This is a genomic window from Oribacterium sp. WCC10 (genome assembly GCF_900113415.1).
Classification (GTDB): domain Bacteria; phylum Bacillota; class Clostridia; order Lachnospirales; family Lachnospiraceae; genus Oribacterium.
Genome location: NZ_FOPH01000017.1, coordinates 22673 through 36120 on the forward strand (window position 1 = coordinate 22673; position 13448 = coordinate 36120).

The 13448-nt window shown below is 43.4% G+C and carries 13 protein-coding genes; all 13 read right to left on the reverse strand.

The genetic code is table 11. The features are described 5' to 3' along the window. Positions 1–648, reverse strand: a complete 648-nt coding sequence (locus tag BM294_RS11905) for an acetyltransferase (protein ID WP_091208583.1) — start codon at positions 646–648, stop codon at positions 1–3. Then, positions 645–1343: a PIG-L deacetylase family protein gene (locus tag BM294_RS11910; RefSeq protein WP_091208685.1), complete on the reverse strand. Its 699-nt coding sequence runs from the start codon at positions 1341–1343 to the stop codon at positions 645–647. Before BM294_RS11910 ends, BM294_RS11905 begins: the two co-directional genes overlap by 4 nt. A gap of 25 nt (positions 1344–1368) precedes the next feature. Next, complete coding sequence (locus BM294_RS11915) at positions 1369–2130, reverse strand: SDR family NAD(P)-dependent oxidoreductase (protein WP_091208585.1); 762 nt, start codon at positions 2128–2130, stop codon at positions 1369–1371. A 21-nt stretch (positions 2131–2151) separates the two neighbouring features. Then, positions 2152–3081 carry a UDP-3-O-(3-hydroxymyristoyl)glucosamine N-acyltransferase gene (locus BM294_RS11920; RefSeq protein WP_091208589.1) on the reverse strand — a complete coding sequence of 310 codons (930 nt, stop codon included), beginning with the start codon at positions 3079–3081 and terminating at the stop codon, positions 2152–2154. Positions 3082–3085: 4 nt separating this feature from the next. Further along, positions 3086–3751: a sugar transferase gene (locus tag BM294_RS11925; protein WP_091208592.1), complete on the reverse strand. Its 666-nt coding sequence runs from the start codon at positions 3749–3751 to the stop codon at positions 3086–3088. Positions 3752–3854: 103 nt separating this feature from the next. Beyond that, positions 3855–4289, reverse strand: a complete 435-nt coding sequence (locus BM294_RS16845; RefSeq protein ID WP_091208594.1) for an acyltransferase — start codon at positions 4287–4289, stop codon at positions 3855–3857. Positions 4290–4300: 11 nt separating this feature from the next. After that, positions 4301–4945 (reverse strand): PglD-related sugar-binding protein, encoded by a 645-nt coding sequence (locus tag BM294_RS11935; RefSeq protein ID WP_091208597.1) that lies wholly within the window; start codon positions 4943–4945, stop codon positions 4301–4303. Between the two features lie 16 nt (positions 4946–4961). Next, positions 4962–6530, reverse strand: a complete 1569-nt coding sequence (locus tag BM294_RS11940) for an acyl-CoA carboxylase subunit beta (protein ID WP_330389872.1) — start codon at positions 6528–6530, stop codon at positions 4962–4964. Positions 6531–6627: 97 nt separating this feature from the next. Continuing rightward, positions 6628–7617: a glycosyltransferase family 2 protein gene (locus BM294_RS11945; RefSeq protein ID WP_139225883.1), complete on the reverse strand. Its 990-nt coding sequence runs from the start codon at positions 7615–7617 to the stop codon at positions 6628–6630. 15 nt (positions 7618–7632) lie between these two features. Then, entirely contained in the window at positions 7633–9225 is a 1593-nt protein-coding gene (locus tag BM294_RS11950; protein ID WP_091208601.1) for a P-loop NTPase family protein, read from the reverse strand. A 135-nt stretch (positions 9226–9360) separates the two neighbouring features. Beyond that, entirely contained in the window at positions 9361–10662 is a 1302-nt protein-coding gene (locus tag BM294_RS11955; protein WP_175494665.1) for a DegT/DnrJ/EryC1/StrS family aminotransferase, read from the reverse strand. Between the two features lie 134 nt (positions 10663–10796). Continuing rightward, positions 10797–12725 (reverse strand): polysaccharide biosynthesis protein, encoded by a 1929-nt coding sequence (locus tag BM294_RS11960; RefSeq protein ID WP_091208604.1) that lies wholly within the window; start codon positions 12723–12725, stop codon positions 10797–10799. Further along, a complete protein-coding gene (locus BM294_RS11965) occupies positions 12679–13440 on the reverse strand; it encodes a CpsD/CapB family tyrosine-protein kinase (protein ID WP_091208607.1) in 762 nt (253 codons plus the stop codon). The genes BM294_RS11960 and BM294_RS11965 overlap by 47 nt, the downstream gene beginning before the upstream one ends. Positions 13441–13448: the final 8 nt, after the last annotated feature.

The following is a 13448-nucleotide window of genomic DNA, read 5'->3' on the forward strand; positions in this document are numbered from 1 at the left end:
TTACTCCAACTCTTTCATCCTTTTTGCCGGGTTTCCAAGCACGGTTGTGCCTGCCTTCACATTAGAAAACACAACGCTTCCTGCAGCGATAGTAGCTCCGTCTCCAACCTTCTTTTCCGGTATGATGAATGCATGTCCACCAATGTTGACCTCTGAGCCGATCTTGCATCCACCACTGATTCCGGTTCCGACCATGATCGTTGTATAGTCGCCTATCTCTACGTCATGTCCTACGGATACTCTGCCATTCAGAAGGACTCCATCCCCGATCTTGCAGTTGACGGAAATGCTCGTGTATCCATAGATCACGCTGCCGGCTCCAATCGTACATAAAGATGAAATACGGGCATCCGGAGCAATAATAGTCTCAAACTGTACACCCTGTTCCGTAAGCCGCCGCTGTATCTTTGCTTTGGTCCTTGGATACCCGATCGTGCATGTGCACACACACTCGTCCTTATGCTCAATAATCCATTCACCGGTTCCCAGCCACGGATATCCGTTAATGATTACACCTTCATGATACTGGGAGCCGTCATCAAGAAAGCCAAGGAGCTTATAGGTAGGCGCCACTTCGTTAATTCGTTCAATAATATAAGCTACTTCTTTGCCAAAGCCGCTGGCTCCATACAAAACGATATCTTTCATCCATCAATCCCCCTATACTCACGGATAAGGGAGAATGCTTCTGCCGCTTTAAAGCCAGAGGTTGAACCTCTCAGCTTCGCTAGTGCTTCCACGGCTTCAATAGATCTGGGATTAGGGAATTCACCAACCTGCGAAGTAAAACAGGCCATAGCTTCAAGTTTCTTCGGCAGATAGTCGGTAATATCAATAAAAGTATTCGGAATGAACGAGTTAGTCACATGGGGAATGTTCCACTCCGTTTCTGAAAGGCACTCATAGGAATATACAAACCGAGGCACATGCGCATATTTCGGCCTTACTGCGACCATAACTGCCTCTGAAACAATTGTATGATCTTTTTGCATATCTCCGAAGTGGGGAATAAAAACCACATCTGGCTTGACCCGCTGAATAACATCACTGATCTTTCCGTTAACAATATGTCGTGGTTCATTCTCTAAAAGGACACATGGGAACTGAAGGAAAACCGTCTCCTTAATCTTCAAAAGTTCATGTGCGGCTTTAATCTGAGGATATATGATGTGTGGCCAACCGTTCTTCTCCGCCAAGTTGTCCTTATAAACATAAACCGGCGGCTGAGGGCTTGTAACGATACATACCGTTACCTCCGCTCCTTGATCAATATACCGTGCCATCGTACCGCCGCAGCCAAGCACTTCATCGTCCGGATGCGGGGCAAATACCAGAATCTTCATCTGCTTCTCTCCAAAGGTTATATATTTACGAAGACAGCATTCCTCCATCTACTCCTACATTGGCTCCCGTAATCATACGGGAAGCATCCGACAGAAGAAATGCTATCGTGTTTGCCACATCAATAGGTTTACCAAGCCCCAAGTACTGACGCTCTATCTTCGCCTGTGCATCGTGGCTATCGCCAGCATTATCCTGGAATGTCTGGAAAAGAGCTGTTTCAATAATACCGGGGCAAACCGTGTTTACACGGATTCCATTCGGAGCCAGCTCCTTGGCCATGCATCTGACAGCCGAGTCCATTGCTGCTTTAGAAGAACAATACGCTGTCTTGCCCAGACTTCCCATTGTAGAAGAAATAGATGAGATTCCCACGATGCTCATTCCAGCGTTGAACATGTTCTTCTTTGTGGCGCACCTGACAAGCTCAACAAAGGCGCTGAAGTTGATGTTCATTACTTCGCTCAGAGCAGCAGGCTTCATCATCTTCAGCGGGCGAGTTCCGGGAATGCCCGCAGAATATACTATCCCGTCCAGAGCCCCGGTTTCCTTAATTGTGCCTTTCACAAAGGCCTCTATATTATCAAGCTCATTGAGATCAAACGGGTAATATCTGTGTCCTTCTCCTTGGAGCTTTTGCATTACCTCAAGCAGCTTATCTTCTCTTCTTGCTACCAGCACAACCTTCGCGCCAAGTTCGCTGCAGAGCGCAGCAGTCTCAGCTCCCATGCCTGAGGAAGCCCCGGCGATCAGTATTGTTTTATCTGATAAGTCAATTATGTTTTTCATTCAAATACACCTTGGCATTAATCACTTAACTAACGGTTTAGCTGGATTTCCAACAACCGTTAGTCCTTCATCAACATCTTTAACTACAACTGCACCTAATCCAACCGTTGCGTTTGCCCCGACATTCCTTTGATTTCTAATGGTAGCTCCGGCGATATGACAATTCTCTCCGATTTTTACACTTCCACAGACATGGCAGGGTGATGTAATAAGGGTATTTGCGCCAATCTCATCATTATGGGCTATATGAACCATAGTATTGATTTTCACGCCCTTATGAATAATGGTGTCATCAATTGCGCCACGGATAATCACACAATTATCACCGATGTGAACATCATCTTCGATAACAACTCCACCGTAGTGTCTGAGCATTGTTTTCTCGTTCTGTTCATTTTTTACATAGCCAAACCCGTACTCCCCAATCACGGTTCCCGAGTGAATCGTACAATTGGCCCCTATTCTGGTCTTGTTCCGAATAACAACATTATGATGGATTTCAGTATTATCGCCGATTACAACATTTCCTTCAATTACGCAGCCTACACCGATTCTGACATTTTTGCCAATCGTAGCGGTCGGAGCAATATAGGAATTTTTCTTATACACCTCTGGATCTGCGGAAATACCGGTAATGTCTGCTCCTGGTGCTTTCTCAAACAATCCATCTAAAAGTGCAAAGAACACTCTTCTCGGACTTTTGACTCGTATGACAGAGGAAAAAACAGGCGAATCTTCTTCTGTCTCTCCGATAATCATAAAGGGAATTTTGATCGTGCTAAATTGTTCTGCATAATCTGCAAAATGTCTTTCAGGAACAATAAAGGTCATTGTCCTTTCTCTATAATTGAACAGGCTGGAATAACCATCAATCTCAACATCCGAGATTCTTACTGCTTCATATTCGATTCCTTCCTGGTCAAGAAAGCTAAGTATTTCTGAACTCTTCATTTTGTCATTCTCCCTTCAACTTTTTTCCCGTCACAGCCACATCAAGACGTCCCCGGGTAGAATCATTTGCGTCCGGAGCTCCTTCCCGCAGTAGCACGACTTTAATGGTTTGGAAGAATATTTTCAGATCCAGTAAAAAGGATATGTTTTCCGCATACCAGACATCCAGTTTCAACCTTTCTTCCCAGTCAAGCTTATTCCTGCCCTTGATTGCAGAAATGTTCGCCATTCCTGGACGGACATTATGCCTTTTATGTTGTTCAGGCGTATATACCTGCAGGTATTCCTTCAGAAGAGGACGAGGCCCAATAAAAGCCATGTCTCCCTTGAAGATATTAATCAAGCTTGGCAGCTCGTCCAGGCTTGTCCTCCTCAAAATGCGTCCGAACTTCGTCTGTCTTTCCTCATCAGGGAGAAGCTCACCAGATTCATCACGGGCATCAGTCATAGAGCGAAATTTATAAAGTTTGAAAATCTTCTCTTTATAGCCCGGTCTCTCCTGAGAGAAAATCACAGGGGAACCTAACTTGGCTCGAATCAGAATCGCCGTTATTAGCATTATTGGTGATGCAACTACAAGGCCAATAGATGAAAGGCACAGGCTGAAAAGTCTTTTTATGTACTTCGAGTAAATCACTTTATATTCCTTTCCTCTGTGAACCGATTCCACAGGTAATCAGCAAGTTCATTTGATATGGATTGCTTTTTCGGAGCCAGTTCTGCAGGATAATTTTCTCTTTTTCCAAGCTTCTCCAGATATACATCAAGCGGCTCTATAACCTTCGCCGGTACCCCCCCACCACGGAATTTGAGGGCACATCTTTTGTAATCACACTTCCTGCTGCAACGATCACGTTTGACCCTATTCGCACGTTACTGAGAATTGTTGTTCCTGCTCCTATAAAGACATTATCTCCTACTTCAATGCATCCGACCTGTTCTTGTACTTTATCGGCCATCGACAAATTCTCTGCCGAATTCAACATCGAATGAATAATGCTGTGTGTAACAAAGTTAACGCGAGACGCAATCTTGACATTGTCTCCTAATGAAATCAGTTCTGAATACAGGGGAAGCTTTCTCCCTTGAAGATATACTTTTTCTCCTATATGACAGAAAAGGTTATGCTTTCTCAGATAGTTCGCACGTTTATATCCGTTTCGCTGCACATTCAGCATGATTGTGTGCCACAATCGTTTTGGAGTCATGTCTTTCTACCTCATTTAAACAGCGAAAAACCGCTGCTTTTTTCATTAACTTCAGCTCCATCGGCGTAGTCACGGCTGGCTGTAGCTTCTACACCAACTTCAACTCTGCTGCCTAATCTCTTGTGTGGATAGACACACGATCCCGCCGCCAGAAAGCACTCGTCACCTACTTCTGCGCGTTCAGAAACAGAAGCTCCGGACATGATGGAAACGAAAGAACCGATCTTGCAGTCGTTGCATATCGTGCTGTGGATATAATAAAGATTGAAGTCTCCCAGTTTTGTATCCACGGACACTGTAACCTGTGGGAAGACGATGCTTCCATTCCCCACTGGACTTGTCGAGGCAATTACTGCTGTCGGATGGATGATTGATTCCCAAGAATTAAACGACTGATGTTCTTCAACTATCTTTTTCCTGACGCTCCCGTTCTGGATTGCGATTACAGCACTACACTGTCTTTGGCTGCTGATTGCTTCGAGATCCGAAACACTTCCCAAGACCTTATACCCATAAAACTCTCCACCGAGCTTATCCTTATCGTCATCTAAGAATCCGAGGATTACGAAGGTTGGTTCTCTTTTGTTTATATCCTCAATAAGCCAGACAACTTCCTTACCGAGGTCGCCGGCACCGATAATCACTATGTTTTTCATGCTCACCGACCTCCTGTTACAGCGGGATGTTACCGTGTGAATAACTAAGCTCAGACCGTTCCTTTGAACTCAGGCTCTCAAATGCCGTTCTGATTTTTCGCCTTGTTTCCTCCGGGCTTATCACTTCATCGATAATACCGAGCTTCGCAGCTATGTAGGGTGACATGAACTTGTCATTATACTCAGCTATCTTCTCAGCTCTTACAGCCTCTTTATCAGCTGCTTCCTCAAGCTCATGCTTGTACATGATGCCAACTGCGCCTTCAGCTCCCATAACAGCAATTTGCGCAATGGGCCAGGCGTAAACGATATCCGCTCCCATTCCCTTGCTGTTCATAGCGATATAAGCTCCGCCATATGCTTTCCGCAGAATAAGGCTAACCTTCGGCACACTTGCCTCGCAATAAGCATAGAGAAGCTTTGCTCCGCGTCTAATAATTCCGCCATGCTCCATTTTGCTTCCCGGCATGAAACCGGGAACATCGATCATGGTTAAAAGCGGAATTCCAAAGCAGTCACAGCAACGGACAAATCGTGCGGCCTTTTCGCCAGAATCGATGTCCAGAGATCCACCGAGCCACATAGGATTCGATGCGACAATTCCAATCACCTCGGAATCCAGTCTGGCGTATCCTACCACAATACTCTTTCCGAAATCCTGATGGATCTCAAAGAAGGTTCCTTCATCCACAAAAGTGTCAATCACCTTATGAACATCATAAGCACGTCGCTGATTGTCCGTGACAATCTCCTGAAGTTCTTCGGAATGATCACGTGCTTTTCCTATGATTCTGACTGGCTTCTCTCTGTAGTTCTTTGGTAGATAGGAAAGCAGCTTCTTTACCCCATCCAAGCATTCATATTCCGAAGAATACTTGAAATGAGCAACACCGGATAATGAACTGTGGCTATCAGCTCCTCCGAGCTGCTCTGTACTGATATCTTCACCCATAACAGTTTTCACCACTGCAGGCCCCGTTAAAAACATCTGGCTGGTCTTCTCAACCATGAAGACATAATCGCAAAGAGCCGGTCCATAGCAAGCACCGCCAGCGCATGGTCCCATAATCACAGCAATTTGAGGTATCTTTCCAGACGCCCGAGTATGTCTCAAGAACATATCACCATAGCCATCAAGGCCTGCGATGCCCTCCTCCATCCTCGCCCCGCCGGAATCATTGATGGTTATGAAAGGAGCTTTTGATTGGAAAGCCATATCCATGATACGGACGATTTTCTTGCTGTGGTATTCGCCATAGGTACCGCCAATAACCGTAAAGTCTTCGGCAGCTACATAAACAGCTTTCCCATTAATAGTTCCGAATCCTGTAACAACACCATCTCCGGAGAGCTTTTTTTTATCCATTCCAAAATCAGTAAAGCGAGATTCGACAAGAGAACCCACTTCATGAAACGAGCCCGGATCAAATAGATAATTGATTCGTTCCCACACGGTCAGTTTTCCTTTTCCGTGTTGAACATCAATACGTTTTTGTCCTCCGCCATCTTTAGCTTTAGCACGTCTGGTATTCAAATCTTCAATATATTTGGGATTCCACATACCGTCCACAGCTTCCTTCTTCACTCTTTCTATTTATTTCTTGACTTCCTTTTTCAACCACCTTTACCTGATTTGGCGTTTCTACAAATATAGCCCACCTTTAATACCCTCTATACACTTCCTAAATAATCAAATGCGTGTTGCTAATTTTTTTATGCATTTTATTAAGTATCCATGCAATCAAAAAAGAAGAATCGTTTTTATAATGCGTAAAGAAAATAATAATTCTTAATTTGATATCCCAAAAATCACATCCAACCTTTGGGAAGTGTTCTCTTGAGAAATCATTCATTTGCCGCACAATACAGTTATATTTTTTCTTTTCTTCCAAGCTACACCCATAATAATACGACCATGTTCTGGCAATCGAGAATGCACAGGTTTTTAGTAAATCCTGATCATATGCCTTATCAACAACACCTATAAGAAAATCATACCTTTCTTTATTTGATAACCATAAATCTGTAAGGTTTTTCATACTGTGTATTCTTGAGATGCTATCCGACCTCTGAAAATAATGATATTTACTTGAGTGTATAGCACAAACTTTTTCAGCATCATATAATAGCCGATAGGTTATAGCGTACTCTTCAAATAGTCTGCCTACAGGAAATCTGAGATTCTTAAAGCATACATTCCTCCAAAGTTTGCTCCATACTGTATTGCTAAGTTTTCCTTGAAGTAGCATAAGTACCGCATTTTCTCCTGTAAACACTACATCTTCTTTTATGTTTTCTACTGTACTGTTCTGGTATTCCGAATAATACCCACACTCCACAACATCCGCCCCAGTCTCCAGCGCTCTGTCATAAAGCGCCTCATACATATCCTCATCTATCCAGTCATCTGAATCCACAAACCCGATCCAATCACCTTTAGCTTCATCCAGTCCCAGATTTCTAGCAGCACTAAGTCCTCGATTCTCAGTATGAAAGACTCTGATTCTCTTATCCTTCTCCCCATACTCATCGCAAATCTTGCCACAACCATCTGTGCTTCCATCATCAATCACAAGTATTTCGAGATCTTTATAGGTTTGATTCACTATGCTGTCGAGGCATTTCCGCAAGTAAGGTTCAACATTATATACCGGAACAATCACTGAAATCATTTCACATTGCCTCACTCACACAACCCCCTCATACAGCAGCTTATCCCCAACATATACCGGATGAACTCCCGTTTCCTTATTCTTATTGAAGTTGAAGCTCAGCATATATCCGGTTGTGAGTCCAAAGTAGTCCAGATACTCGCTGATCTGTTTCTCGCCTTCGGCATTGTAACGATCGCCACGCCAGATTTTCAGTTCTATGATATATTGCTGTCCCAGGTAATCTACTATAATATCTGTTCTGGTCTGATCTCTGGTTTGCGCTTCGATATAATAGTTACCTGTACCGTTGATAATCGGCTTTATATAGAGCAGGAACTGTTCTCTTCCGTCTTTCTCCTTGAATCTTTCCTCCAGTGGACCAAATACCTCTGTATATGTAGCGATGAACCTCTCCATGATCAGCCGCATGTTAAGCTTTCCATCAGCGATAAACTGATTCTTTGCAAGATCTCCCGCTTTTGAAAATACATTGTTTTTCAGCTCTTCCTCAGACAGAAACAGGTTGTACAGCATAGTTTCAAATATTCTGTTTGCCACACGCACTGTATTATGATCATTCCTGATCAATCCATACATCTGCATCTCAACGATTTCATCCTGCTGGGCATTGTACGTGATTTTCGTTCCTTCCATCAGGATACTTCGTATAGATTCTTTTAGCTTAGGAAGATTATTCAGATTCTTAGTAAGTGACTGAAACAGCGTATTATTCTCCTGCAGAATCAGTTTCACGGCTTCGTCCAGTCCGTTTTTTGTCCATGCCTCCGAAAGACTTATCTTTTTTGAAACCTGCTCATCTATCAACTGACAGATTCGACTCACCAGAAATGGATAACCGTTTGTATATTCCCGAATTTCTTTTGCAATATCTGCTGTATCCATTCCTGTCTGGTGATCCGCTTCATATTCATCAAGCATACCTTTGATACCTGTTTCGGATAGGCTCATATCTATGTCAAAGTCTGCCGCTATATTCCAGGGACTGTTTTTTTTGCGTTGATCCTCATCACGAATCTTGCTCCTAAGATGTTTTACATCATTTACTCCTGCAAGAATTACGGATTGGAAAGTTTTTACTTTTGGATTCTTTTCCCTTTTGAGATACAGAGAACGAAGCTGAGCAAGAAAATCAAGGAAAACCTGATTATTTGTGGCAGTATCAACCTCATCAATGATAAGTACTATTGGCTCTGTTGATTCCAAAAACCAATTACGAAAAACGCGAAATAAATCATCCATTTTTACTTCTGTAGTTTCTCTATCATTCAAAGCCTGTAGTTTTTCTTTTATATCCTCCGGCACCGTCAGACCTTCAAAATCTGATGCATCCAGCAAAATTCTTGCAAAAGCTTTTGAAAATTCTCCACCATTTATAAAACTGCCATCTTCAATATCCTGAAAATCCAGACTGATAACAATATATTGATCCTTGAGAACACGATAAAGCGCATCTATTGTCGTGGTTTTACCATACTGTCTCGCTCTGTTAATGGTAAAATACTTCCCTGAATCAACCAGCTTTTTTATTTCTTTTACTCTTTCGGAGAGATCAACCATATAATGTTTTTCCGGTATACATACAGCTGTTGTATTGAATTCTTTCAAGTCTGTCTCTCCTTTGCTTAACCACGATTTCTGTAACCTAAGATTTCCTATTTTTCTTTGACGGATTACTCTTCTATTTTAACATATTTTGTAAAACAATTCACTTTTTGGCCAATTATAAGTGAATGATAGTCACTACCCAAAACACCTATGTATGATTTCTATAACTCTCTCCTGTTCCTCCGCCGTCATCTTATTATCGCTCGGCAGGCAAACTCCTCGTCTGAAGATGTCAGCACCAATGTCCTCGAAACCTGTTTCATTTATATAGGCATTGGATCTTGCTCTGCCATTTCCGGTCTTCGTCACAAATGCATGACTCCTGTATATCGGCTGCATATGCATGGGTTTCCATACAGGTCTGCCCTCGGCATTGTATGCCTTCAATGCTGCAAGTATCTCTCCAGGACAGCCCTCCCCTTTTTCAGAGCACCACAGCTCTTCCTTTTCACCTCTAACCGACCGGCACATCGCCGTTTCATCTATGATCATGCAGGAGAGCCAGAAGTTCGGGATGCTGTTCTCTTCATCGTATGGATTCATCTGTACCGGAAGATCCTTAAGTCCTTCCTTATATCTCTCGTAAATTGCTTTTTTCTGCGCTATATGCTCTTCGAGATATGGCATCTGACCTCTCAGGATTCCGGCGATGATATTTGACATCCTGTAGTTGTACCCAAGTTCCTCATGCTGATACCATGCGGCATCTTCACGGGACTGTGTACTCCATTTTCTCACCTTGTTTGCATCCTCCTCACTGTCTGTAAGAAGGAATCCTCCGGAACTTCCTGTGATTATCTTATTCCCGTTTCCGGATATGATACTCACATTACCGAAGCATCCTGTCTGCTTTCCTTTATACGATGCGCCGAAGCTTTCCGCCGCATCTTCAACTATCAGGGCGCCATGAGCATCGGCGATTCTCCTGATCTCATCCATCTTTCCGGGTGTTCCGTAGAGATGGGCAACTACTATAAGTTTAACTTCCGGATAGATCTCAAATGCTTTTTCAAGCGCCTCAGGATCCATATTCCAGGTGCCTTTTTCAGTATCTATGAAAACCGGAATCCCGCCTTCATAGCAAACAGGATTAACCGTTGCATCAAAGGTCATGTCAGAGCAGAAAACCCGTTTTGCTTCAAGTGTTCCATGAGATACATTTGCCATTCCGTAGAGCTTTTCTCCGCAAAGTCTGATGGCGAGATGAAGTGCTGCTGTGCCGGATGCAAGAGCTACTGCATACTTTCGACCAACCTTTTCAGCTACCTGTTTCTCTACTTCATTGATATTTTCGCCAACTGTGGAAACCCAGTTTGTACGTATAGCTTCATCAACCCATCTCTGCTCATCTCCATGCATGGTGGGGCTTGACAGCCATATCTTCTTTTCAAATGGTTTGATTCCTTTAAATCTCTCATCTTGTAAAAAGTCAACCATGGATTTCACCACTTCCCCTACATAGATTTCTGTTCGTATTGTGTATGTCTTATAATCGACACCGCTATGATACATTACGTGGGTGACATTTTTACCTGCCACCCACGTAAATTACACATTCATAATACTTTTCCCTAGGCTATCTTACTAGAGCTCTTGTTCTCTACCTTATAGGTCGGAACAACACTTGCCACCAGTCTCTTTATCTCCATGCTTTCATGTCTTGACTCATCATCAAGTACCTTAAGCATCTTCATGAAGTTTTCATCGTCCATCTCTATAGGCTTCGCTATATATATGAGATTGTTCGGTGTCTTCTGCATGCCTTCCTCGCTCATGAGCAGTTCCTCATACAGCTTTTCGCCGGGTCTTAGTCCCACTATCTTTATAGGTATGCCGTTTTCATCCGGTGTGAATCCGGAGAGTTTGATCATATTTCTTGCGAGATCCATGATCTTCACAGGTTTTCCCATATCAAGGACGAATATCTCACCGCCCTTTGCATAGTAGCTTGCTTCAAGCACCAGAGAAACCGCCTCAGGTATAGTCATGAAGTATCTCTCTATCCTCGGATCTGTAACTGTAACGGGGCCTCCCTCCGCGATCTGCTTCTTGAAAAGCGGAATGACGGATCCGTTTGAACCTAAAACATTACCGAATCTTACAGCCATGAATACAGTTTTCGGATACTTCCGGCTCATCATCTGGATGATCATCTCACAGATTCTCTTACTTGCCCCCATAAGGGATGTCGGGTTCACTGCCTTGTCAGTTGAGATCAGAAGGAATTTCTTTACTCCGTTTTCGGCCGCCGCCTTCGCGGTGTAGTAGGTTCCCATGACATTGTTCTTTATGGCTTCGTTTGGACTTGTCTCCATAAGCGGAACATGCTTGTGAGCTGCTGCGTGGTAGATGACGTAAGGATGATACTCCTTTATAACATCTTCTATCCTTGCCGCATTTCTCACAGAACCTATAAGTGTAACCACATCGAGACCCGGATACTTTCGTTTCAGTTCCTGCTCTATGGCGTAGGCATTGTTCTCATAGATATCAAAGATGATAAGCTGTTTCGGTTTCGCTGCCGCGATCTGCCTGCAAAGCTCGGAACCGATGGAGCCGCCGCCACCTGTGACCATGATAACCTTGCCGTTTATCGCATTTTTGATCTCGTCAAGGTTTACATGAACCTCATCTCTTCCAAGGAGATCCACGATATCAACATCACGTATCTTGGATACGCTTACTTCTCCGTTTACAAGCTGATCGATACCGGGGACAGACTGAAGCTTACAGCCTGTTTCCTTACAGATATTAAGGATATCCGCTTTATCTTTTTTGCTTGCGGACGGTATGGAGAAAACTATCTTGCTGATGCCATACTTCTTCACAAGTCTCGGTATGTCATCACGGTTTCCTTCTATCTTGTGTCCGTCGATGTATTTTCCAAGCAGCATCGGGCTGTCATCCACAACAGTTCTGACCACAAAATCTTTTTTCGGTCCTATCTGCTGCTCCTTGATGATGGCTCTCGCCGCCTGACCTGCACCCACGAGAAGAACCTGATCAACTCCGTCTATGTACCTTTGATTACGGGTGATGTTAATGTTGTATCTCACCAGTCTGTACCCGAACCTTATAAGCACACAGAAGAACATACTGAGGATAAATCCCATGAGGAGTATGCTTCTCGGTATGGAAAATGGCACCACGCGGTTAAATACCACAAGTATAGGTCCGAGAACCAGATAGGCTTTCATGATCCGGCTCACTTCCGATACACTGGCAAATCTCCATATACTGTGATACAGCTTAAAAACGTAATATACCGCAAAGCTTATAAGTATCACAAATGGTATAAATAACGTAAGATTGTGTACATATCTCCTTGAGATAGTACCTATCATAAACTCAAATCTTATGAACATCGCAAGGAAGAAGGACAGTATCATGCTCAAGCCGTCTGCAAACATGATCATAAAGATTCTTTCATGATATAGCCTTATACTCTTACTGTTACTGCTGTTTTTCTTCACTTCCATGGCCGTACCCGTATTTCGCATATCTTGCGTACTTCTTACCGTACTTCTTGCCATACTTGCTGTAATATCTGTTGTAGTATCCGCCCTTGGTCATATTTACCTTGTTGAGGATGACGCCCAGGAATCTGACTCCTGTTCTGTCAAGCTGTTCCTTTGCTCTCTGGAACATGTGACGGGAGGTTACTTCTGATTCTATAACAAGCGCTGCTCCGTCAGCGTACCTTGTAAGTATGGCTGCATCTATGACAGTTCCTACAGGAGCTGTATCCATGATCACAACATCATAGTCAAGCTCGTTTATAAGTTGAAACAGCTTATCACACATCTCATCCTCGAAAAGCTCGGTAGGATTCGGTGAATATGGTCCCGCAAATATCATATCCAGATTCGGCATCTGGGGATCCGTATAGAATCCTTCTTCCAGCTTAACCTGCCCTGTCAGCATCTGAGAAAGCCCCACTGTTTCTCCCTGTATCTGGTGAACGGACACAAACTCCGACTTACGTATATCGCAGTCAAGATACAGAGTATGTTTTCCTGACTCTGCAAATACCTTCGCAAGTTCAAAGGAGGTTGTGGACTTTCCTTCATTGGGAGAAGTTGATGTGATAAGGATATTTCTGACTTTTGATCCGGAAAACATCAGATTTGTTCTAAGTGTTCTCAGAGCCTCGCTGTATCTGAAGTCATCATCCGGAGCCAGCTTCAAAGTTACTTCATGTTTATTGATAGTCATGCACAAAG

Coding starts and splice junctions, on each gene's coding strand:
- BM294_RS11960 (WP_091208604.1), bottom strand. CDS start 12,725: ATGCGAAATACGGGTACGGCCATGGAAGTGAAGAAAAACAGCAGTAAC.
- BM294_RS11915 (WP_091208585.1), bottom strand. CDS start 2,130: ATGAAAAACATAATTGACTTATCAGATAAAACAATACTGATCGCCGGG.
- BM294_RS16845 (WP_091208594.1), bottom strand. CDS start 4,289: ATGACTCCAAAACGATTGTGGCACACAATCATGCTGAATGTGCAGCGA.
- BM294_RS11955 (WP_175494665.1), bottom strand. CDS start 10,662: ATGGTTGACTTTTTACAAGATGAGAGATTTAAAGGAATCAAACCATTT.
- BM294_RS11945 (WP_139225883.1), bottom strand. CDS start 7,617: ATGATTTCAGTGATTGTTCCGGTATATAATGTTGAACCTTACTTGCGG.
- BM294_RS11935 (WP_091208597.1), bottom strand. CDS start 4,945: ATGAAAAACATAGTGATTATCGGTGCCGGCGACCTCGGTAAGGAAGTT.
- BM294_RS11910 (WP_091208685.1), bottom strand. CDS start 1,343: ATGAAGATTCTGGTATTTGCCCCGCATCCGGACGATGAAGTGCTTGGC.
- BM294_RS11905 (WP_091208583.1), bottom strand. CDS start 648: ATGAAAGATATCGTTTTGTATGGAGCCAGCGGCTTTGGCAAAGAAGTA.
- BM294_RS11920 (WP_091208589.1), bottom strand. CDS start 3,081: ATGAAGAGTTCAGAAATACTTAGCTTTCTTGACCAGGAAGGAATCGAA.
- BM294_RS11965 (WP_091208607.1), bottom strand. CDS start 13,440: ATGACTATCAATAAACATGAAGTAACTTTGAAGCTGGCTCCGGATGAT.